Source organism: Sphingobacterium faecium (genome assembly GCF_003054045.1).
GTDB lineage: Bacteria > Bacteroidota > Bacteroidia > Sphingobacteriales > Sphingobacteriaceae > Sphingobacterium > Sphingobacterium faecium.
In genome coordinates this window covers 93507-116012 of record NZ_QBKH01000002.1, presented here as the reverse complement: position 1 = coordinate 116012, position 22506 = coordinate 93507, and the positions used below count along the sequence as shown (strand labels likewise).

The window sequence follows — 22506 nt, the reverse complement described above, 5'->3', positions numbered from 1 at the left end:
AAAAATATGAACTGAAATTCTTTAAATTTAGCTCTTTGGATTTAAAGCGCTATCTCATATATTAAAAATGACTATTAAAATTATAGAAAATATGTTTAAAAAGCTAATATTCACCCTTTTTGTTATTTCGATCGTCTCCTGCGGCTCGAAGCCGCGAGTTAATTTAACCGAAGTAGAAGGAGGTTTAAAGCCTAGCGCACAACACGAAGTCATCGCAAAAGAAGTTGCAGGACTCTTAGAATCGACCAGTTATAAAAAAGTACAACTGAATGATTCCATCTCGAAGATTGTTTTTGACAATTTAATAAAAACGTTGGATCAAGGAAAAAACTACCTATTACAGTCCGATATCGATGAATTTCAACAATACCGCAATACAATCGCTCAAGATTTTAGAAATGGTGATTTATCCGCGCCTTTTCATATTTTCAATGTGTACTCCAAGCGCTATTTGGAACGCATGCAATATGCGCTCAAACAAGTGGATGTTAAGCAAGATTTTACTCTAGATGAATATTTTCTTCCGAGCAGAGAGAAATTAGGTTGGTTCAAAAATACAGCCGAAGCCGATACGCAATGGAAACATCGTGTGAAATATGATTTGTTGAATCTGGAAATGACAACTGCTAAAAAAACAGATAGCACGGAAACCAAGCAAAAAGAGACCTTGCGTAAGCGTTATAACAATTTGATCTCTCAGGGTAAAAAAACAAATTCAAATGATGCATTTCAGTTGATCATGACCGCATTGACAGATGCTGTAGATCCACATACTTCGTATTTCAACCCTTCTTTTGCACAAGCCTTTAATGAGGGAATGGCTAATACATTTGAAGGTATTGGTGCACGATTGACAATTGATAACGAGATGGTGACCATCAGTGAAATTATTCCGGGCGGACCTATTTTTAAAGACAAAAGCCTAGCGATAGATGATAAGATCGTAGGGGTGGCACAGGGAAAAGATGGTGAATTTGAAGATATCATAGGTTGGAGATTAGATGCTGCAGTCGCGAAAATCAAAGGGCCTGCTGGAACACTTGTACGATTGAAGATTATACCTGCTGGTCAACCCATTGGCGCACACCCTAAAATCGTATCTTTAACGAGAGAACGCATCGTAGTGGCTGAGGAGTCTGCTAAAAAGGAAATCTTGAATGTAAAAGGCACTGATGGTAAAACTTACCGTGTTGGTGTCATTAATATTCCAAAATTCTACATGGATTTTGAAGCCTACCGCAAACGTGATCCAAACTACAAAAGTACAACTCGTGATGTTCGGTTATTATTGGATACGCTGAAACAAGAAAAAGTAGATGCTGTGCTGATTGACTTACGATTCAATGGTGGAGGATCTCTTCCAGAGGCGATCGACCTGACCGGTTTATTCATTGACAAAGGTCCAGTGGTACAAGTACGTGATGTGCGCAATTCAATAGATGTTGAAGAGGATCGTAATGCAGGTGTATCATGGGATGGCCCATTAGGTGTTATGATCAATCGTTTTTCTGCTTCTGCTTCCGAAATTTTTGCGGGTGCTATACAGGATTATGGACGTGGAGTGATATTAGGTTCACAATCGTACGGTAAGGGTACGGTACAGTCTGCCGTGGATATGTCTCGCGTGATCAGCCCTACAAGTAAATTATTATTGAAAGCACAACAAGAGAAAGATCCAGACACCCCTAACGGAGCGCCTGAATATGGTCAGATCAATATTACCTTAGGTAAGTTTTACCGTGTCAATGGTAGCAGTACACAACATAAAGGAGTAAGTCCTGATGTCACATTCCCAACACAATATTCAGCTGAAAAGTTTGGAGAAAGTTCGGAACCGTCTGCTTTACCATGGGATCAAATAAAATCAAGTACCTATAAAAAAGTGGCTGATTTAACTCCGATCAATAAAAAATTGGAGCAAGAGCATGAAGCCAGAATGAAAAACTCAACCGAATACAAGTTCTTACTGGAGGATATTGCTTCATTTGAAAAACGTGACGAAGAAACTAAAATACCTTTGCAACTTGATAAATTCAAAAAAGAACGCGACGATAATCAAAAGAAAAATAGAGATCGTGTAAATGCTTTATTGAAACAAAGAGGCTTACCACTATGGGAAGAGGGAAAACCACAACCTAAGATGGAGTTTGACTTTGTACAGGATGAAAGTGCTAAAGTGATGACAGACTTCATCATCCAAGAAAAGAAGTAAGGAAATGAAATAAAAAAAGAAAGAAAGGGCTGATCAATAGATCAGCCCTTTTCTTATTATATTAAAGGTAGATAAGGACTTATTTTCCGGCAGCGTACTTGAAGTGTTTGTTGATGGTGACGGGTAATTTACCTGTTGTCACATACTGTCCCAATATCGCTTTTGCTGCAGCTCTTTGCATAAACTCATCATTCTGATAGGCGACGAGTATGGTTTTACTTTTTTGTACACCTTTAAAACCATCCATCGCATAGGGATTGGTAAAGAAGGTAACAATTGATTTTTTAGCGAGCTTTTTAACTAGATTTTGTACCTCTTCGTTTATAGGAAATTGTGGACGAGGACGAGACCGTGTATCATGAATAGCCAAGATGATCTGCTTATTTCTTTTGACTTCCTTGATGATCTTTTTGAGTTCATCTTTACTTGTTTCATCGCTGATATAATACTGGGTCTCATCCGATAAAGCATCTGCCATAATCTGTTGAAAAGCAGCTGGAGATTTTAATCCAATATTAACAATTGCTGTTTTTTCTGATTTTTTAAATACTTTTATTTTATCGGTAGATTTTAAAACAGTAACAGATGCTTCAGCCAACTGATCGATCAATTGTTTGGCGGAAGTTCTATTCAACTCACCATAAAGATTGGTCGTGTTGACATCTTTATAGTGATCTAAACCTAACCATAATTTAGAAGCAAGTACTTTTTTCACGCGTGCATCTACATCCGCTTGATTGATCCTCCCCTCTTGAATAGCTTGAAGCACTAAATCAATCGCGCGGTTGCTATTTTCAGAGATCTCTAACAAATCATGTCCAGCTATAATAGCCATGACATCAGCTTCACCATTAGGGAAAAACTTTTTAACACCATTCATATCCATAGCATCCGTGACCGTCAGACCACGAAATCCTAATTCTTCACGGAGTATACCGGTTACAATAGGTCTTGAAATAGAAGAAGGAATATTGGGGGCTGGATCTAAACTCGGAATATTCATATGGGCAACCATGATCGCTGGTGCACCCGCTTTGATCAATTCTTTAAACGGAAACATTTCCAAAGCCTCCAAACGATCTTTGCTAAACGTAAGCTGAGGCAAATCATGGTGCGAATCTACATCCGTATCTCCATGCCCAGGAAAATGCTTCAGGGATGAAATGATACCACCATTCATCATCCCATCCATATATGCTTTGGCTTTGCGGGTCACATTTTCTTTATTGTCACCAAAGGACCGAAAACCGATCACAGGGTTTTTAGGATTATTATTAATATCCACTACTGGAGCAAAATTAAAGTGCATACCAATCCGGTGAAAATCTTTTGCAACTTCTTGCCCCATTTGATAAATCAACTGATCATTTTGAACTGCACCCAATGTCATTTGATAAGGATAGGATAATGTGGAATCCGGTAAACGCATGCCTAAACCCCACTCTCCATCAAATGTAATCAATAAAGGTACTTTGGAAAGTTGCTGGTATTTGTTGAACATATCGACGTGACGAACAGGTCCACCTTGAAAAACAACAAGACCTCCCAACTGTTCATTTTTAATCACCTGAGCAACAGAGTCTATGTAGCGCTGTCCCAGATTGGTATGTGCACGTACTAAAAATAATTGTGCTATACGTTCTTTGGGAGTCAATGTATTAAAGACAGAGTCCACCCAAGTATGTGGGGAATTGATATACTTGACAAAGTCTTTTTTGTCCTGTGCTTGTGAAAAAGAGATAGATGATGTCAATGCGACGACAACTAGAGCTAGTTTTTTTAACATAATTAGTTTGTATAAAATTGAGTACTAAGAACGGACATTTTTTACATAATAAAAAACAGTTTATGCAACAAATTTGATAAAACATGCACAAACTTGCATAGTTCGTTCCAAAAAACAAGATGAAAATTAAATCAAATCGTATTTCTGTTCTAGGAGGATCGCTAATTCCATGGCATGATCAAGTTCGCCATTAGCCTCTTTTTTCCATAGGGTATCGATGACTATTAAAAGCAGTTCGGTTTCCAGATCTGGGTTTTTATAGCCTAATTCTTTGAAAGCTCTCACGATAATGGCTTGAACAGGTTTCATAAACTGCTCATGCTGCTGTTTCGAAAAAGGATGATGAGAAAGGCGCTCTTGAAGTTTCCAAAAAATGGGCTCGTCCGCGACCAATTTACTGGGTAGATTAATCATCTTGCGTAAAAAATCTTTAGAATCGACATAAGTCATCATCCCTTTGTGGTGAGTAAGGACTTTGCGATATCCAGCCTTGATCAAATGAACCAATAGCGCATCTTTATTGCCAAAATGTTTAAAAATCAAGGCCTCAGAGACACCAGCATTTTGAGCGATAGCTTTGGTAGAGGTATCGGCATATCCTTGCTCAGAAAATAAATTCAAAGCCTCACGAATAATTTTCTCTTTTCTACTCAATACACTATCTTTCATTTTACACTTTTTTTACTGCATACAAACTTAGATAAATTGTATTTTATATCCAATTTATCTAAGTTGAATATGAAAACATTTTAAACCGCTATAAATTAACAATTTATTCAAAAAAAACAGTCTATAAATATTCTTTAATCAACAGATAGCATATAACCGATGCCTCGTATATTCGTAATCTTAATGCGGGCATCTTTATTTAAATATTTACGGATCCTACTGATAAAAACATCCAAACTTCTACCCGAAAAATATTTATCATAACTCCAATAGGTTTTCATAATATCTTCACGCGGTACAACTTGATTTCTATTCTCATATAGGCTTCGCAATAATTCACTCTCCCGATAAGACAATTTGATCATGTCTCCATGGTAACTCAGTGTTTGCTTGAGACTATCGAGGACATAATCGCCAATCATCAAATTTTGACTAAACTGCATTTTTGGACTATTTTTTAACAGCGATTCAATACGAACAACAAGTTCCTCAATGCGAAAAGGTTTTTTCACATAATCGTTTGCCCCTAAATGAAATCCTTTAACAACATCCTCCGTTTGTACCCGAGCAGTCAGAAAAATAATAGGAATTTGACTATCGCGCTCTCGGATATGAGTAGCCAAAGTAAAACCGTCCATAACAGGCATCATTACATCAATCAACAAGATATCCGGTTTTTCCTTCTCAAACGCTCGCAAAGCACTCTTCCCTTCCTGACAATGCCGGACAGAGAAACCATTCGTTTCCAAACTATCTGCAACAATAAGAGCTAAACTTGACTCATCTTCTACATATAAGATATCAATCATAATCCTATTATTTTGGTAATTTAACAATAAAGGTACTCCCTTTATTTAAACTGCTTTTGACAGTTATTTTCCCACCATGCTGCACAATAACTTGTCGCACATATGCCAAACCAATTCCAAAGCCCTTTACTTGATGTAAATTTCCTTCAGGCACTCGAAAAAACATCTCGAAAATCTCTTTTTGATATTCAACAGCAATACCTTTACCCTTGTCCGAAACCGTAAATTCGATATCATTGGGATACTCTTGCGCATTTAAATTAATTTCGACAGGATCTCCAGAATACTTAACTGCATTTTCCAACAAGTTATTAATAACATTTCTTAAATGCGAGATATCAGCATTGATCCATAAAGAAGGCATCTCCATATCCAAAGATATCATTACCTGCTTGTTGACATGAATTCCAAAAGTGTTGGCAGCATCTTTCAAAACTTGAATAAGATCCACTTCACTTTTATCCAATTTTAGTCCAGTATGTTCGTCCACGTCCAATTGTAAAACACGATCAATCATAGCAGAGAGGTGGTCGAGCTCATTTCTGGAAATCGCTAAATAACGATCCATTTTTTCATGATCATGCCTTACGCCGTAAAGTTGTATCGCCTCAATAGCGGTCATCACGGTTGAAACAGGCGTTTTCAATTCATGTGTCATATTGTTGACAAATGCTTTTTGCATCTCTGCAAGTCGATTCTGTCGAAAGAGTGTTTTAAAAAGATACAGAAATGAACCTATAAATATACTGATCAAAAGAATCGCAATACCCAATTGCCACCCCAGATCAAACAATAGATTTTTCCAAACTTGCTTAAATTTGACAATCAAAAATTTGCTCTCGACCCCATCAATCATGATGGGACGCGTCCAAGATAGTTTTTTCGCACGGTATTCCTTACGAATAGCAAAAAGACTATCACGCGGGAATATTTCAGTTGTAATTTCATAATCGGCACGTACACCCTTCGCTTCAAGTGCAGTATGAAATTTATCTTTTATCTCTGCAATCATGCTATCAGACATCCTAATTTGCAAAAATAGATAAGGAGCCATCATCTCTCCTCCAGATTTACCATTCAGGTGCTTTTGTTTAAAATCATGCGGCATACCGTTATCCCCTTTCATAGGGTGACCTTTATGGTTAGAAACCAAATCCTTGAAAAGTGTATCGATCTCAGCATCCGTGTATTTTGTCCTCAGATTTTTTCGTAAGGTTCCTAAAGCACCCCCTTGCTCACTTTTAATCTCGTTGCTATGAGATTGATAAACGTCCTGAACCACATTAAACATGCTTCTTTCTGCTGAAGAAAGAAAGAGCTCAAGGCGATTATTATAACTTCCGTATAACCAAATCATCAGGATACTAATCATCCCGATACCAGTTAATACCGAAAGTGTTATCAATAATTTAAACTTATGTGCCATAATTAAAAACAAATTTAAATTACTAGATTTGCATTCGCCTTGGTAATTAACCATATTTAACAAAATATAACACTGATTAACAATGCGCATTGATTACATTTGCATTATTCAATTTTTAAGCATGATAAGAAATTTTAAGAGACGTAGTATTCAATTTTTATTCTCAGCGTTATTACTGATAGGCATTTCAGCATGTAATAAAGATATTTCGCTCTCTTTAGACAATTCAAGAGATGAATCCATGGGCATTGTTCCTATTGATTCGATTCAAGTGAATGCATCCACTTATCAACTTGATGATGTACCTACATCAGGAACTGGAGTGATCCTCGTTGGCAAGAACTCCAATACAACTACCGGATCTGTGAGTGCAACTTCTTATATGCGCCTTGGAATCGGAAATATCACGACTGCCTCCATTCCTACTGCAGCGCAATATGATTCGATCACATTTGTGTTAAAACCCAACAAATATTTTTACGGCGATACAACAAAAACACAAACCATAGCTGTTCATGAAGTTACACAGCAAATTACACTTAAAGAAGTCAACTCGGGTGCTGATATCAATGAAAGACCTGTGTTTGTAAGTGGTGCTGCTATCTACAATAATCAAAAATTCGCGTATGCTCCTAACGCATTGGGAACTTTATCATTCAAACCTTTTGTTAACCAATTAGATTCTGTCTCTATTAAATTGGACAATACATTCGGCAACAAATTATTTTCTTATATTAAGGAGGGACATTCAGCAATTTCATCAGATGACAACTTTGCTGAATTTTTCAAAGGTATTGCACTGGTTCCTGGAAATAGTAATACAGCTATCATTGGTTATTCAGATACGGTTGTGATGCAGATCCATTATAACTTCATCAATGCAGAAGGATTTAAAGTCAATTCGGTTGCTAAATTTGATTTAGGAGATAAAGCATATCAATTTAACAATGTTGAAGCAGATCGTGCAGGAACTGCCTTCAGTACTTTGAACCTCACAAACCCTGAGTTAAAAAGCACAGTAACAGAGGGCGATGTATTCTTAGAAGGAAGTACAGGTACTGTTGTTAAAATCACTTTTCCGACACTTTTAGCTTTAGTGAACGATCCAACTGTAGCGATTAATAAGGCAGAACTCGTTATAGAGACAGAAGGTAAATATTATAATTCATTTTTCAACTCACCATCAAGTGTAATCTTAATGGTGGCTAATTCAGGAGGAAATCCGATTAGTATGATTAATTCACCTTTTACGACAACCATACAACAAGCAGCATATTCGGGCACGAATAACTTTGGAGCTAATGCAAAATATACGTTCAATTTGATTGAATATTTAAATAATATCAAAAAAGAAAGCTTTTATAATACCTCTTTATTTTTGAGTGTACCAACAACAGGATTATTCTCTAAAACAGACAGGCTTATTGTGGCAAAAGATGCAAATAACAACCCAAAAATAAAATTAAACATCTTATATACTAAATTTTAACAGTTTATGAACAAGAAAAATTGGCTACTAGTAATATTAGCATGCGTCGTTACTTTCTCTACTTACTCTTGTAAATCAAAGAATAGTGATGATACAGATGAAGTAATAGAATGGACTCGAGGTTCTGCTTTCGATGGTGGTGCAAGAAGTGGGGCAGTATCTTTCTTAATAAACAATATCGCTTATGTAGCAACTGGTATTGCAACAGAAGGTCAAGTATCTGTTCGAAAAAAAGATATATGGGCATTTAATCCAACGACTGAGACTTGGTCTCAAAGAGCTGAATTTCCTGGTGTTGCCCGTAATGGTGCAGTTGCTTTTGCAATTGGTAACAATGGCTATGTTGGTACTGGTTTTGATGGAACAAATGCATTATCGGATTTTTATAAATATGATGCTACAGCTAACACTTGGACTAAGATCGCTGATCTTCCTGTTGATGCTGCTCGCTATGGTGCGGTTGCCTTCTCAGTAGGTGGTTTTGGATATGTGGGTACTGGTTCTAGAGGTAACGACAACAATACAAACGTGAAATCTTTTTACAGATATAATCCTACAACTAACGAATGGAAAGCAGTAGAGAGTCCATTAAGATCTAATAGAAGAAATGGTTTTGCTTTTGTCATCAATAATATCGCTTACATAGGTGGTGGTATTGACAATACGGCATACCCTGAGGACTTCTTTAAATTTGATGGTGAAAACTGGACACCTTTAAATGATTTGAATCGCAATGACAATTCATATACTTACAATTTAACACGTTCAAGTACTTCTGCTTTTGTATTAAACAACTTGGGCTATGTAGTAGGTGGTTTGAAATCTACAGTAATCAACACCATCTGGGAATATAATCCGACTACTGATGTTTGGAATGAGGACAATCAAGTTTTCCAAGGTTCAGCTAGACAAGATGCTGTTGGGTTTGGCATTAATAATGTCGGTTATGTAACGACTGGTCAAAACGGATCAAACAAATTCTATGATACTTGGAAATTTGTTCCAGTAAAATAATCTAATACAAGATTAGTAACATAAAAAGGGTTTGTATCGTATGATACAAACCTTTTTTATGTTTAAACTATTTAAAACTATGATACTTGCATAAAAATCTTCTTATTAAGCTTAGCTATGCGCTCACAAAAATTAAAAGCTTAGCGCTAAGTTATGCTTTAAAATGACTAAGCATCTAAGCCCCGTTATGACTATCATCAGCAACTTACCATCAGTTTTATAATGAATAATTATCATGGCCTTAGCACAGCTAAACTTGTCGGAAAATAAACTATATAATTGAATAATAGACCAATAAATAGGTGTAATAATTTATGCTAAAGTCGAGCCAAGATAGAGGTGAGTCCACCATAAGTGCACAGTGAGTCCACGTTAAGTTCACATATATATGGTGCTTTCATCATGTAAACACCATGCTTACATCCTGCTCACACATACAACCTAGCCCCATGTTGCTTCCTACTTATGCCCCAGAACATCCTTAGAAAAGGACCATACCTCAGCATAAAAATTTCGAACATTTATAATCACTAGGAAGTTCTTATAACGAATACTTTTTATCCCTAAAAGAGTACCCTTAAGGAAATTAATGATGTACTGATTTTGGAAATTAGCATCTACTTTTAAAACAAACGGTCAAGCTTAGTAGGACAGAATTGATATCTAAAAAGAAAATGGATTAAAAGGAGCTGTCCAGTAGATGAAATGCTATTTTCATGATATCCATTTTTCAGTCCAGAGTAGAAATAAAAAAATGAACAATCTGAAAATCAGAAAACAACAAAGGAGCTATATCGATATGACATAGCTCCTTTATAGATATAAATGATATTAAATTAATCCTTTTTCTTTCAAGGCTTCTGCGATTTGAATGGTATTGGTAGCAGCACCTTTACGCAAATTATCAGCAACTACCCACATATTCAAGGTGTTCGCTTGCGATTCGTCACGACGAATACGACCCACAAACACTTCATCTTTACCATGAGCATCCTTAGGCATTGGGTACTGCAGATTAGCAGGATCATCTACGACAATAACACCACTTTGTGCAGATAACGCCGCACGAACATCTGCAAGATCAAAATCATGTTCAAATTCAATGTTTAAAGACTCAGAGTGTCCTCCAATTACTGGAATACGAACTGTCGTCGCTGTTACTTTGATAGAATCATCACCCATGATTTTGTTGGTTTCCAAAATCATTTTCATTTCTTCTTTGGTATAGCCGTTTTCTTGAAAAACATCAATTTGAGGAATGACATTTAAATCGATCTCATATGCATATGCTTTCTCACCATCTTTTATACCAGCACGCTCATTCATCAATTGATCAACAGCCTTCACCCCTGTACCTGTTACAGATTGGTAAGTAGAAACGACAACACGCTTTATTTTATATTTATCATGAAGGGGTTTTAATGCAACAACCATCTGTATGGTTGAACAATTTGGATTTGCAATAATTTTATCTTCAGCGGTTAATACATGTCCATTCACTTCAGGAACTACTAATTTTTTAGTAGGATCCATACGCCAAGCAGATGAATTGTCTATAACGGTAATGCCAGCGGCAGCAAATAATGGCGCATACTCCAGAGAAGTACCACCACCTGCAGAGAACAAAGCAACATCAGGTTTTAAAGCAATAGCTTCAGATGGTGTAACCACCTTATACTTCTTTCCCTTAAAATCAATTTCCTTACCCTTACTACGCTCTGAAGCTACTGGAATTAATTCTGAAACTGGGAAATTGCGCGCTGCTAACACTGTTAACATCTCAGTACCTACAAGGCCTGTTGCGCCGACTACTGCGACTTTCATTTTGTTACTTTTTCTTTAATTTGTTATAAAATTTTACCTCAATATTCTAAATAGAATATTGTTATTTCTCAAACTTACGAAATTAGAGCTAAATATGTGATCATTATTGCAAAAAAATAGGGAAATATATATTAATATCAATAAATTAAAGCGATTTTAATAAAATATCTTAAAACTTAGCGATGTTTACAAGTCAAACTAACAATTAAACTTATACGCATTTAAAGATAAAACATATACAAAAATCTTTTGCAAGCGCACAGTAATCAACACGCTTTCATGTGCAAAATAACAGGGACGCCAGATTAACATGTCAAGACCAAACCCTAAGCATATGTATGCATCACAAAATATGATCAAGATAATAGCGTCAATAATTAGCACTAAAAAGGGTGCAATAAGGGAGATTTAAAAACGAAATAAAATGATTTGATAAATCTGACCCTATTTAGTGAAAAACAAGCAATCGATTGCTTTGTATAGTCTGGCTAGTAAATGAAAAAAATATCAAGAATTTCGATAAAAAAAAGACTAAAAAAAAGGGTATAAAACATCAAACAAAGTCACAATAATACCATGATAATAAATACTTTACTGAAAAATAAGAGGCAGAAAATTAAGTTCAAATGCTACTTTTGAAACATTGATTAGGATAATAAAAATACTATATTTGCATCGATGAAAGAAAGCATTATTATAATCGGTGCAAATGGTCAAATCGGAACTGAATTGGCTACAGCTTTAAGAGAAAAATTTGGGACCGAAAGTGTCGTTACATCCGACATTAGAGAACCCCAAAATTTAAAGGACGGGGAAATTTTCGAACCCCTAAATGTACTTGATAAAAGTGCTATAGAATCCTTATTTCAAAAATATAAACCAACACAAGTATATTTATTGGCCGCCATGTTATCGGCAACTGGTGAAAAGTATCCTCAAAAAGCATGGGATCTCAATATGAACGGCCTTTTGAACGTCCTAGACCTAGCTGTTGAATATAAAATAGCAAAAATCTTTTGGCCAAGTTCAATTGCTGTATTCGGACCGCATTCTCCTAAAACAAATACCGAACAATATTGTATCATGGATCCAAACACGATCTACGGTATCAGTAAATTGGCTGGAGAAAGACTTGTCGAATGGTACCAAGAACACCGTGGATTGGATATCCGTAGTATTCGCTATCCTGGTATTATTTCATGGAAAGCTGAGCCAGGAGGTGGAACCACTGATTATGCAGTACACATTTTTTATGATGCATTGAAAAAAGGTAGCTACGAATGCTTCTTATCGGAAGATACCGCTTTACCAATGTTATATATGGATGATGCTATTCGCGGTACTTTACAACTGATGGATGCTCCAAAAGAAAGTTTAACGATTCGTTCAAGTTACAATCTTACGGGTGTAAGTTTTACGCCAAAAGAACTTGCTGAAGAAATTAAAAAAATTCTTCCTAATTTTGCAATCTCTTACTCGGAGAATGATCCTAGACAGGCGATTGCAGATTCATGGCCTGCTAGTATTGAAGATTCTCCAGCGAGAACAGATTGGAATTGGAAGCCTGCTTTTGATTTAGCAAAGCTTACTGCCGATATGATTGAGAATCTTAAAACAAACAAACTATAATATGGGAAGAGCTTTCGAATTTAGAAAAGAACGTAAATTTAAACGCTGGGCCAAAATGGCAATCCAATTTACGCGTTTAGGTAAAGAAATTGCAATTTCAGTGAAGGAAGGCGGTCCTCACCCAGAGTCAAATTCTAGATTACGTACAGCGATAAACAATGCGAAAGCTGTTAATATGCCTAAAGATCGTGTAGAAGCAGCTATTAAAAGAGCTTCTGAAAAAGATTCTAAAGGATACGAAGAATATGTATATGAAGGATATGGCCCCCATGGTGTGCCAATCTTAATTGAAACGGCAACCGATAATACCAATAGAACTGTTGCCAATATACGCAGCTATTTTACTAAAGCTGGTGGTACATTGGGTAAAACTGGATCTTTGGACTTTATTTTTAACCGTAAATCATTGTTCAGATTTCCTGCAACAGAGGATGTCGATATTGAAGAATTGGAACTGGAACTTATCGATGGTGGTCTTGAAGAATTATATGTAGAGGCCGATGAAGAAGGAAATGATGTTGTGGTTGTTCAAACTTCATTTGAAGATTTTGGAAATATGCAACGCTTATTGGAAGAAAAAGGTATTGCTGTTTCTTCTGCCAAGTTAGAGCGTATCGCTTTATCTCACACCGATATTTCGGAAGAAGATGCCGTAGACGTCTTAAAATTGATCGATAAAATCGAAGAAGATGATGACGTTCAAGCGGTATATCACAATATGGCATAGTCCAAACTTATTACAGTATAAAAAAAGAGCGTAAAGCTCTTTTTTTATACTCCAAATTAAGCTTAATCCTTTTCAAACTATTAAAGATTAATAAAATACTATACATTTGTAGTAGACTAAATGTTTTCAGGATGACTTTTGAAGAATTTTTCGCTAAAAAAAAGATTGACTTAACGGCTTTACAAAAAGCCGACAACTCACTTTATGAAGAATTTAAAAAGCATTATATGGCTATGGGATCCAAAAGTTTTGATCATACAAAAAAATTTTGGTTTAATAAGCTCCGTAAAAGTTATCATCTAGCAGAAACGCCGATCGACAAAAAAGAAGTACAGCAAGCTATTGTAAAAGAACAGCAATCTGTGAAAGCAGAAGCGACTACTACAGCTACTGGCTTTAAACCGCGTTTCAAAGCTCCCGCACCGAAAAAGGATGTGCTCTCTCAGGAATCTGAAACACCAATTAATCGTGTTGAAAAAATAAGTGAATCTGCACCCGATAATGACGGTCCAGCTAAGCCTACTGGGTTTAAACCTCGTTTTAAAGCTCCAACAGTAACACAGGATATTGTACCTCAAGAAACTGAAACATCAAATAATCGTGTTGATAAAACAAGTGATTCTGCTTCCGATAATGATGTTATAGTAAAACCTACTGGGTTTAAACCTCGTTTTAAAGCGGGAGTAACAAAACCGGCTGCAGAACAAAACACAATACCAACTGATCAGCAAGCGGAAGGACAAGCTGATCATCTAGGAGCATCTCATCCTGCAACGGAAGCAACCTCAGCGGACCTGCCGACAGAAGCAAGCAGCAAACCTGCTGGATTTAAACCTCGTTTTAAAGCGGGAATCACAAAACAAGCAACAGCAGCACAGCATAACATACCAACTGAGCAGCAAGCGCAAGAGCTAACTGATCATCTAGGAGCATCTGATCCTGCAACAGAAACAATCTCTACGGATCTGCAGACAGAAGCAAGCAGCAAACCTGCTGGATTTAAGCCTCGTTTTAAAGCAGGAATCACAAAACAGGCAACAGCAGTACAGGATAACATACCAACTGAGAAGCAAGAGCAAACTGATAAAACGGTAGCATCAAATCTCGCAACGGAAACAACCCCAGTGGATCTGCCAACAGAAACAAGCAGCAAGCCTGCTGGATTTAAGCCTCGTTTTAAAGCAGGAATCACGAAACAAGCAACAGCAGCACAGGATAACATACCAACTGAGCAGCAAGTGGAAGGGCAAACTGATAAAACGGTTGCATCAATTCCCACAACGGAAACAGCCCCAGTGGATCTGCCGACACAAGAAAGCAGCAAACCTGCTGGATTTAAGCCTCGTTTTAAAGCAGGAGTAACGAAATTAAAAAATAAGGATACCGATTAAAAAAACATTTATTTTTTATACCTTCATTTAATTACATTTGTATATAAATAATTTCGACTATATAAACTATCTGTCATGTTAAAAGAGGAAAGACAAGCTTTCATTATACACCAAATCAATTTACATAATAAAGTATTATCGTCAGACTTAAGCATTCAGCTCAATGTTTCTGAAGATACAATTCGTCGTGATTTAAATGAATTGGCAGAAAATGGAAAAGTACTAAAAGTATATGGTGGTGCGTTATCAAAGTCTTTTCAATTTCCTTTTCAAGATGGCAATGTATATGCAAAAGAGGCTAAAAAAGAAATCGCCAAGAAAGCCATTTCTTTACTTCAGAATGGGATGACGATTCTGGCAGGTGGTGGTACAACCATGATCGAGCTAGCTCGACTTGTTCCTGATAGTCTACAATGTACTATTTTCACCATTAGCCCTCTGGTCGCACTCGAGCTCGCTGAAAAGCCGAATTTGGAAGTTATTTTAATCGGAGGAAAATTATCCAGAAATACAAATATCGTATCTGGATCTCAAGTAACCAACGAATTATCGGACATTAAAGTTGACCTTTGTTTATTGGGAACAAATAGCCTTTCCACTCAGGATGGTGTAACAGATTCGGATTGGGAAGTTGTCCAGATTAAAAAAGCGATGATTAAGTGTTCGAGTAAATTGGTAATCTTAAGTATTGCTGAAAAATTGAACTCGGTTCAAAAAATGAAAGTGGTACCGCTTCATGATGTCAATTATCTGGTCACAGATCTTGAACCCACACATCCGAGCCTATCAGAATTCACCAGTGCTATTAATGTGCTCTAACAATATACGCTTCATTCTCATGCAAACCTCTAAAAAAAATCAGTAGGTTTGCATCATAATGAAAATACCAGCATTACCAGGATTTAATCCAGAAGCATTCGAAAAATATTTCAAAAACACAGGTTGGCTTTTGTTGGCACGTGTTGGATCTCTTTTTGTCAAAATGTTGGTGACCTCATTTGCATTGCCCTCCTATCTTGGTAGTGCAAATTTTGGAACTTACAACTATCCTTTAGTGTTACTGGCCTTTTTTACCGGAATCGCGACAATGGGTACAGATGGTCTAATCACTCGGCAACTATTACAACATCCTGAAAAAGAAAAGGTGTTGCTAGGCTCCGCTCTACGTATTCGGGTCATAACAGGCTTTTTAGTTTTACCCCTGGTTTATCTCACCTATTTCCTCATTACTCATTTCGCACCAGAAGCTCCTGCGGCCTCTTTCAAACAAGTTGCCCTGGTATCGCTAATCTGTATTATTCAAGCGGTACAGATCATCGATAGCTTTTTTCAGGCACAGGTAAAAGGTAAAATGATCATGATCGTACAAGTTGGGGGTAATGTTCTTTCTGCTGCAATAAAACTAACACTCATACTCTTGAAAGCTCCTTTAGATGCTTTTATATGGACCTTAGTTTTTGATGTGATTATTTTACAACTCGGCTATCTAGCCCTTTATCATAAACTTGGTCATCGTATTTCAGCTTGGAAATATGATAAAACGACTGCCAAAGAACTGATCAAATTAGGGTGGCCACTGGCATTTTCTTCTTTGTTTATCACCTTTTACATGAAGATAGATCAACTCATGATCGATGCTTTATTAGGAAAATCAGCGTTAGGAGTCTATTCTATAGTCGTAAGCCTAAGCGAAAGCTGGTATTTTATGCCCGTCGCAATTTCTACATCACTGTTTCCAGCGATTATGAATGCCAGAAAAGGAAGTCCCGAATTATACCAGAAAAGATTGGGCAACCTGTATGAACTTATGGTATTTGTAAGTGTTTCAGTAGCATTGGTGGTTACATTCATGGCTCCTTTTCTTTTTAAATATTATTATGCTCCAGAATATGGAGAAGGGTTACACACGCTTCAAGTGCATATTTGGGCTGGTGTATTTACATTCTTAGGCACAGCGAGCGCACAATTCCTAATTGCTGAAGGACTTACTAAAATCACACTCTACCGTACGGCATTTGGGGCGATTATCAATGTCATATTGAATTACATCTTTATCCCAAAATTTGGAATAATTGGAGCTGCTTATGCTACTTTAATTGCCTATTTTGCATCTACTTTTTTCCTCATATTCATTAAAAGAACTCGACCAAATGCAATTTTAATGATTAGATCACTATTTCTACTTGGATTATTATCTACTGTAAAAGAGAAATTTTTAAAAATAAATCGTTAAGTTTATTTCTATTATAAACTTTAATAAATGGAAAAAACAGGTAGTTATCGTTCATTACTCAATAGCAAATTGATAAAAGGTCTCCTCTCCTTGGCATTTAAAGGATATTTCGTAGAAACGGGCTGGACCAACTCGTATTTAAAAAAAGAATCTCTAGATCCAGACGGAAATCCAATTCCTTGGTTGACTTATTCCTTTTTAGACTTTATCGAAGGCAGATTAAATAAAGAACTGTTACTTTTTGAATATGGAGCCGGTAATTCTACCCTATTTTATGCAAAGCATGTCAAAAAAGTAACCGCTGTTGAACATGATAAAAATTGGTTTGAACGCATTAAAAATCAAATGCCTGCCCATGTAGAAATAAAACACATTGGTTTAGAGGGCGATGATTATGTGCATGCAATCCTACAAAAAGATCAGCTTTTTGATATCATCATTGTTGATGGCAGAAAACGAATCGCTTGTTGCAAAAATGCCATTCAAAGATTAAGTGAAACAGGTGTGCTCATATTGGACGATGCGGAAAGAGAACATTATCAACCAGCGATGGACTATCTGATACAACAAGGATTTAAACACATCCCCTTCTCCGGAATTGCGATCGGCGCGATTCATAGAAAGGTAACCGCTCTATTTTATAAAGAAAATAACTGTTTAGGAATATAAGAATGTCGACAGCACCCATTATCTTATTTGTATACAATCGACCAGATCACACATTAAGCACCTTAAAGGCTTTGGAAAAGAACGATTTGGCTTCATTTTCCGAACTATTCATCTATTCAGATGCTCCAAAAAATGAAGGATCAAAACTTGCTGTGGAACAGGTAAGAGAAATTATAAAGAGAGATTGGAAATTTAAAAAAATACACCTCACTTTACGAGATACAAATTGTGGACTGGCAGCAAATGTGATTGATGGGGTTTCTAAAGTCGTCAAGCAATATGGCCAAATTATAGTCTTGGAAGATGATCTGACGACATCTCCGTTTGCCTTGACCTACTTTAACGATGCTTTGGCTCGGTATCAGCATGAAGATCGTGTGATGCAAATATCAGGATACGGTTATCCTCTGAAAGATCTAGAGATGCTACCCGAAACATTTTTCTTTCGTGTTGCAAATAGTTGGGGATGGGCAACTTGGGATCATGCCTGGAAGTACTTTAACCCGGATATACACCAGTTGACCGATGATTTTACAGCGGAACAAATTTATCAATTTAGTATAGAAGGAAAAGAAAATTTCTGGAAACAGGTACAGGAATTTAAAGCTGGTAAAATTAATTCTTGGGCGATCCGCTGGTATGCCTCTGTTTTCAAAAATAATGGTTTGGTGCTCTATCCTCGGAATTCATTAACCCAAAACATTGGTAATGACGGTTCAGGTACACATACCGCAGCCGAATCGACTTACCATGTCGTTCTTGCTGATAAAAAAATAACGGAATTTCCGCAAGAAATTCAAGAGCATACACAAGCTTATGAATCAATTAAGTATTTTTATGCCCATAGAAAAGGCTCCATCTGGAAAAGAGGAATCCGTTTTGCTAAAAAGAAACTTAACGAACTAAAAAAATAGTATGTATAACAATCCGACGTTTTCCATCATTACAGTCGTTTACAATAATGTACGGGATATCGAGCATACCATAAAATCGGTTGTCAACCAGACTTATAAACATATTGAATACATCATCATTGATGGAGTGTCTACGGATGGAACGCTGGATCTGATAAAAAAATACAAATCAAATATTGATATTCTTGTTTCCGAAAAAGATAAAGGAATTTACGATGCTATGAATAAGGGCTTAGCACTTGCAACCGGTGATTATGTTCTTTTCTTAAATTCAGGGGACGAATTGTATAGTAAAGAAACCTTGGCTAATCTCGCCGAAGTAAGTGAAGGAGCAGATATATTGTACGGTGAAACCTTTTTAATCAACGATCAACGTGAAATCATTGGCGAACGCCGACATCAAGTTCCTGCACATTTTAATTGGAAGAGCTTTCGCTACGGTATGAATATCTGCCATCAAGCTATTTATGTCAAGCGAACTCTCGCCGAACCGTATGATCTCCAGTATACTTTATGTGCGGATATTGATTGGGTTATCAAAGCCGCTAAAAAAGCCAATATATGTGTCAATGCCCATCAGCATGTCGCAAGATATTTAGTCGGAGGAATGTCTAAACAAAAACATCGAGAATCTTTAAAAGAGCGTTTTATAATCTTTCAAAAATATTACGGTACAATTCCCAATCTATTCAATCACCTCGTGATTGCCCTAAAGATGATGGTCTTTCGTATCAAAAATGGTAATCCTGCAGACTAATGATGAACCCTGAAATATTAACGGAGCTGGTAACAGTAAAAATGCCTTTTGGAAAATACCAAGGCTATACTTTATGTAATCTACCCGAGCCTTATCTGGTTTGGTTCCATCAAAAGGGTTTTCCTGCGGGAAAGCTGGGGATTCAATTGGGTACTCTTTATGAGATAAAATTAAATGGATTGGAGTATCTATTGGAGCCTTTGAAGAAAAAATGATGAATATCATTTATTTCACCGTCATATTTTTTATGTTTCATCATGATATTTGTTCTTCATAGGTCGATGAGAAAACGTTAAAAATTGTATAATTTCCAATTTTTAGCTAAGTTTGTCCTATAATTCATTTGCATTAAACGCCGTTTGCAGCGGTATCAATGAAAACTATGGCACACTATCAAACTTTACTGTACTATTGCTACAGTCCTATTGCTGACGCAGAAAAATTTGCAGCAGATCACTTAGAATTTTGTAAATCATTAAACCTAGTTGGACGTATTATCGTTGCAGACGAAGGTCTTAATGGAACGGTTTCGGGCTCACCAGAGTCTTGCCAAGCATACATGGATGCCATTTATGCGGATGGTAGATTCAATCATACCGAGTTCAAGATTGACGATGTAACAGAACCTTCTTTTATTAAGATGCACTGCCGTTACAAATCCGAAATTGTTCATTCTGGTTTACGCGATCCAAAAATAATCGATCCAACGTTGAAAACGGGTATACATCTAGAACCGAAAGAATTCATGGAAATGAAAGATCGGGATGACGTCGTTGTATTGGATGTTCGTTCGAATTACGAACACAATGTGGGACATTTTAAAAATGCGGTCACGTTAGACATGGAAAATTTCAGAGAATTTCCGGAAAAAGTAAAAGAACTGGAACAGTATAAAGGAAAAAAAATCTTAACCTATTGTACTGGTGGTATAAAATGTGAAAAAGCTTCAGCGCTATTATTAGCAGAAGGTTTTGAAGATGTTTACCAGTTACATGGAGGAATTATCAAATATGGTAAAGAAGCTGGTGGTAAAGATTTTGATGGTAAATGTTATGTCTTTGATAACCGAGTAACAGTTGATGTGAATTCGGTTAATCCAGTAGTGGTTTCCACTTGCAAAAATTGTGGTAATCAAACTCCCAAAATGATCAATTGTGCAAGCCCAACTTGTAATGAGCACTTTACACAATGCGACGAATGTGGAGAAAAATTAGAAGGTTGTTGCTCAACTGCCTGTCAGGAAGACCCATTAAAACGTCCTTATGACGGCACAGGTTATTATGTAAAAATACCTCAACCTGTTAATATCGAAAAAATAAGCAAAAGAAAACATAAAAACTTTCCACCAAAAGTTAGTTTAGAAAATTCTTTATAAAAGAAATGGGTTGAACGTAAGTTCAACCCATTTCTTTTATGATATATATCCTACCTATTATTCGACCAGTTTAGTCGCTTCTTCATGTTCTATTTCCGTAATGACAGACGTCTTACTCATCTCTACATTATTTTGGCTACGAGCTACTGTCCAACGTCCTAGGGTGAGATTATACTCGCCGCCAAGACTGACGAAATAGCCAACATCTGCCGTATTGTACTTCAAAAACAATTGATTTGTACCTTGTTTGAAGAATGGCTGAGATTCCATAGTCAAAGGATTGATAACATCATAGAAATCATTATTAGTAATACGATATCCTTTATTACCTTCCCAAAGCGCTCCGCCCCCAGAATTATAGAGAACATCTACTGGCTTGGAATCTTTAGTCACTGTGGTTCCTTTAAAAACAGCTATGCCAAAGGCATTACCACTATTGGCTAACAATCCTGATGTCTTGTTTCCAAAATCAAATCCATTATTTTCATTGTAGTCATAGTTTAGCACCCAATTGGCACTAGCCAAACTGGTAGAAGCACTTCCATTGATCAGCTGATATTTTCCACCAACATAAAAGAATGCCCCCTTACGAGCCATACCTGTTGTTAAATTAAACTTATAAGTTCTCATACCACCTGTTGCCCATCCATTTGCTGGAGCACCTGTAGGTGTTGAAGCATTAGCATTATTGCTCACAACAACAGCATAAGGTGTTTTAGAGAAATCGATATCTTCAGTAGCCATAAACTGCATATATTCATAGTTGGTATCTGACCCTTTAACATCGCTCGCAAAACCTGTGATCAAAACAGATGCAAGTTCAATTTCAGAACTTAACATCAGGATATCTTCTTTTGAACGGCATCTCAGATAGGGAGTCCGTACGCCACTACCATCTTCCTGATTGAAAACTATACCATAATAGTTGCCTAGAACATAGGGTGATTGTTGTGAAAATTCAGCCTGTTCATTTGTCACTAAATTAATGTTTGCAAAACCATCATTTAAGACTTTAGTTCCCAAAAGTACATCGCCTGCTTGAGGAATTGGATTAAATCCCCCCTTTAAAATAATAACCAGCGTACTTTCATAGGCCTCCGGATTTTCCAATATCGCTTTCGACGTCACAACATTATTTCTAATTGGTCGTCCAGAAGCCACCTTTGCAACTTGATTTGCTTTAATATTTTTAAGCTTCAAAATACCATCTTCTCGCAAAAGTTGACTTCCAAGAAGATCAATAATGACCGAATCCCCTGGTTGATAATTCATTGCAGCATCGCCCAGATCGATTGATATACCTCGTAATTTTCCTAAACGCCTCGTATCCTGTACGACTAATAATCCTTCAGGCAGATTCCGTCCTTTATGATCCGATACAACCAGTGCGGCTAACTTACTTGAACCTGCTAGTTTTTCAGCATCGATCGTAACCATTTCACCTTTAAATAAGGCTCGAAGATCAAAAATACCGATGTAAGAGCTAATTGTACCTCCCGGGTAATGGGTATCTTGACATGATGTAATGGCTACCAGAACCACCATCACTGTTATGACATTAAATAATATTTTTTTCATCTTA

Annotated in this window: 19 protein-coding genes; 13 read left to right on the top strand and 6 right to left on the bottom strand. The window is 36.7% G+C overall.

The annotated features are described in order from the left end of the window. Positions 1 to 91 precede the first annotated feature (91 nt). Positions 92 to 2212, top strand: coding sequence for a carboxy terminal-processing peptidase (locus C8N37_RS04955; protein WP_108158405.1), 2121 nt, complete (start codon positions 92 to 94; stop codon positions 2210 to 2212). 79 nt (positions 2213 to 2291) lie between these two features. On the opposite strand, the gene C8N37_RS04950 is transcribed toward C8N37_RS04955, so the two are convergent. The 4 genes from C8N37_RS04950 to C8N37_RS04935 form a co-directional block, all read right to left on the bottom strand. Further along, positions 2292 to 3998, bottom strand: coding sequence for a glycoside hydrolase family 3 protein (locus C8N37_RS04950; protein WP_186812804.1), 1707 nt, complete (start codon positions 3996 to 3998; stop codon positions 2292 to 2294). 126 nt (positions 3999 to 4124) lie between these two features. Further along, on the bottom strand, positions 4125 to 4667 hold the full coding sequence (locus C8N37_RS04945) for a TetR/AcrR family transcriptional regulator (RefSeq protein WP_108157872.1): 543 nt from the start codon (positions 4665 to 4667) through the stop codon (positions 4125 to 4127). Between the two features lie 134 nt (positions 4668 to 4801). Continuing rightward, on the bottom strand, positions 4802 to 5476 hold the full coding sequence (locus tag C8N37_RS04940) for a response regulator transcription factor (RefSeq protein ID WP_108157871.1): 675 nt from the start codon (positions 5474 to 5476) through the stop codon (positions 4802 to 4804). Between the two features lie 7 nt (positions 5477 to 5483). After that, complete coding sequence (locus C8N37_RS04935; RefSeq protein ID WP_170114471.1) at positions 5484 to 6902, bottom strand: sensor histidine kinase; 1419 nt, start codon at positions 6900 to 6902, stop codon at positions 5484 to 5486. Between the two features lie 121 nt (positions 6903 to 7023). Between C8N37_RS04935 and C8N37_RS04930 the strand changes: the two genes are divergently transcribed. Both C8N37_RS04930 and C8N37_RS04925 read left to right on the top strand, forming a co-directional pair. Further along, positions 7024 to 8391, top strand: coding sequence for a DUF4270 family protein (locus tag C8N37_RS04930; RefSeq protein WP_170114470.1), 1368 nt, complete (start codon positions 7024 to 7026; stop codon positions 8389 to 8391). 6 nt (positions 8392 to 8397) lie between these two features. Next, positions 8398 to 9405 carry a Kelch repeat-containing protein gene (locus tag C8N37_RS04925; protein WP_108157868.1) on the top strand — a complete coding sequence of 336 codons (1008 nt, stop codon included), beginning with the start codon at positions 8398 to 8400 and terminating at the stop codon, positions 9403 to 9405. Positions 9406 to 10236: 831 nt separating this feature from the next. Here the strand turns inward: C8N37_RS04925 and C8N37_RS04920 are convergent. Next, entirely contained in the window at positions 10237 to 11229 is a 993-nt protein-coding gene (locus C8N37_RS04920) for an aspartate-semialdehyde dehydrogenase (RefSeq protein ID WP_108157867.1), read from the bottom strand. Between the two features lie 678 nt (positions 11230 to 11907). Between C8N37_RS04920 and C8N37_RS04915 the strand changes: the two genes are divergently transcribed. The 10 genes from C8N37_RS04915 to trhO all read left to right on the top strand — a co-directional run bounded on the left by C8N37_RS04915 (position 11908) and on the right by trhO (position 20924). Further along, a complete protein-coding gene (locus tag C8N37_RS04915; protein ID WP_108157866.1) occupies positions 11908 to 12858 on the top strand; it encodes an NAD-dependent epimerase/dehydratase family protein in 951 nt (316 codons plus the stop codon). Position 12859: 1 nt separating this feature from the next. Next, the gene (locus C8N37_RS04910; protein WP_108158404.1) at positions 12860 to 13585 is read left to right on the top strand and encodes a YebC/PmpR family DNA-binding transcriptional regulator; all 726 of its coding nucleotides are present in this window, start codon (positions 12860 to 12862) and stop codon (positions 13583 to 13585) included. Positions 13586 to 13716: 131 nt separating this feature from the next. Further along, entirely contained in the window at positions 13717 to 14976 is a 1260-nt protein-coding gene (locus C8N37_RS04905; protein ID WP_108157865.1) for a hypothetical protein, read from the top strand. Between the two features lie 75 nt (positions 14977 to 15051). Beyond that, a complete protein-coding gene (locus C8N37_RS04900; RefSeq protein ID WP_108157864.1) occupies positions 15052 to 15795 on the top strand; it encodes a DeoR/GlpR family DNA-binding transcription regulator in 744 nt (247 codons plus the stop codon). Between the two features lie 58 nt (positions 15796 to 15853). Beyond that, complete coding sequence (locus tag C8N37_RS04895; protein WP_108157863.1) at positions 15854 to 17209, top strand: flippase; 1356 nt, start codon at positions 15854 to 15856, stop codon at positions 17207 to 17209. A gap of 27 nt (positions 17210 to 17236) precedes the next feature. Then, the gene (locus C8N37_RS04890) at positions 17237 to 17878 is read left to right on the top strand and encodes an FkbM family methyltransferase (RefSeq protein WP_108157862.1); all 642 of its coding nucleotides are present in this window, start codon (positions 17237 to 17239) and stop codon (positions 17876 to 17878) included. A 2-nt stretch (positions 17879 to 17880) separates the two neighbouring features. After that, a complete protein-coding gene (locus tag C8N37_RS04885; protein ID WP_108157861.1) occupies positions 17881 to 18792 on the top strand; it encodes a glycosyltransferase in 912 nt (303 codons plus the stop codon). Between the two features lies 1 nt (position 18793). Continuing rightward, positions 18794 to 19549 (top strand): glycosyltransferase family 2 protein, encoded by a 756-nt coding sequence (locus C8N37_RS04880; RefSeq protein ID WP_108157860.1) that lies wholly within the window; start codon positions 18794 to 18796, stop codon positions 19547 to 19549. After that, on the top strand, positions 19549 to 19764 hold the full coding sequence (locus C8N37_RS04875; RefSeq protein ID WP_108157859.1) for a DUF3820 family protein: 216 nt from the start codon (positions 19549 to 19551) through the stop codon (positions 19762 to 19764). The genes C8N37_RS04880 and C8N37_RS04875 overlap by 1 nt, the downstream gene beginning before the upstream one ends. Before the next feature lie 167 nt (positions 19765 to 19931). Continuing rightward, positions 19932 to 20924: an oxygen-dependent tRNA uridine(34) hydroxylase TrhO gene (trhO, locus tag C8N37_RS04870; protein ID WP_108158403.1), complete on the top strand. Its 993-nt coding sequence runs from the start codon at positions 19932 to 19934 to the stop codon at positions 20922 to 20924. A 57-nt stretch (positions 20925 to 20981) separates the two neighbouring features. On the opposite strand, the gene C8N37_RS04865 is transcribed toward trhO, so the two are convergent. Next, positions 20982 to 22502 carry a DUF5689 domain-containing protein gene (locus C8N37_RS04865; RefSeq protein WP_108157858.1) on the bottom strand — a complete coding sequence of 507 codons (1521 nt, stop codon included), beginning with the start codon at positions 22500 to 22502 and terminating at the stop codon, positions 20982 to 20984. Between the last annotated feature and the right edge of the window lie 4 nt (positions 22503 to 22506).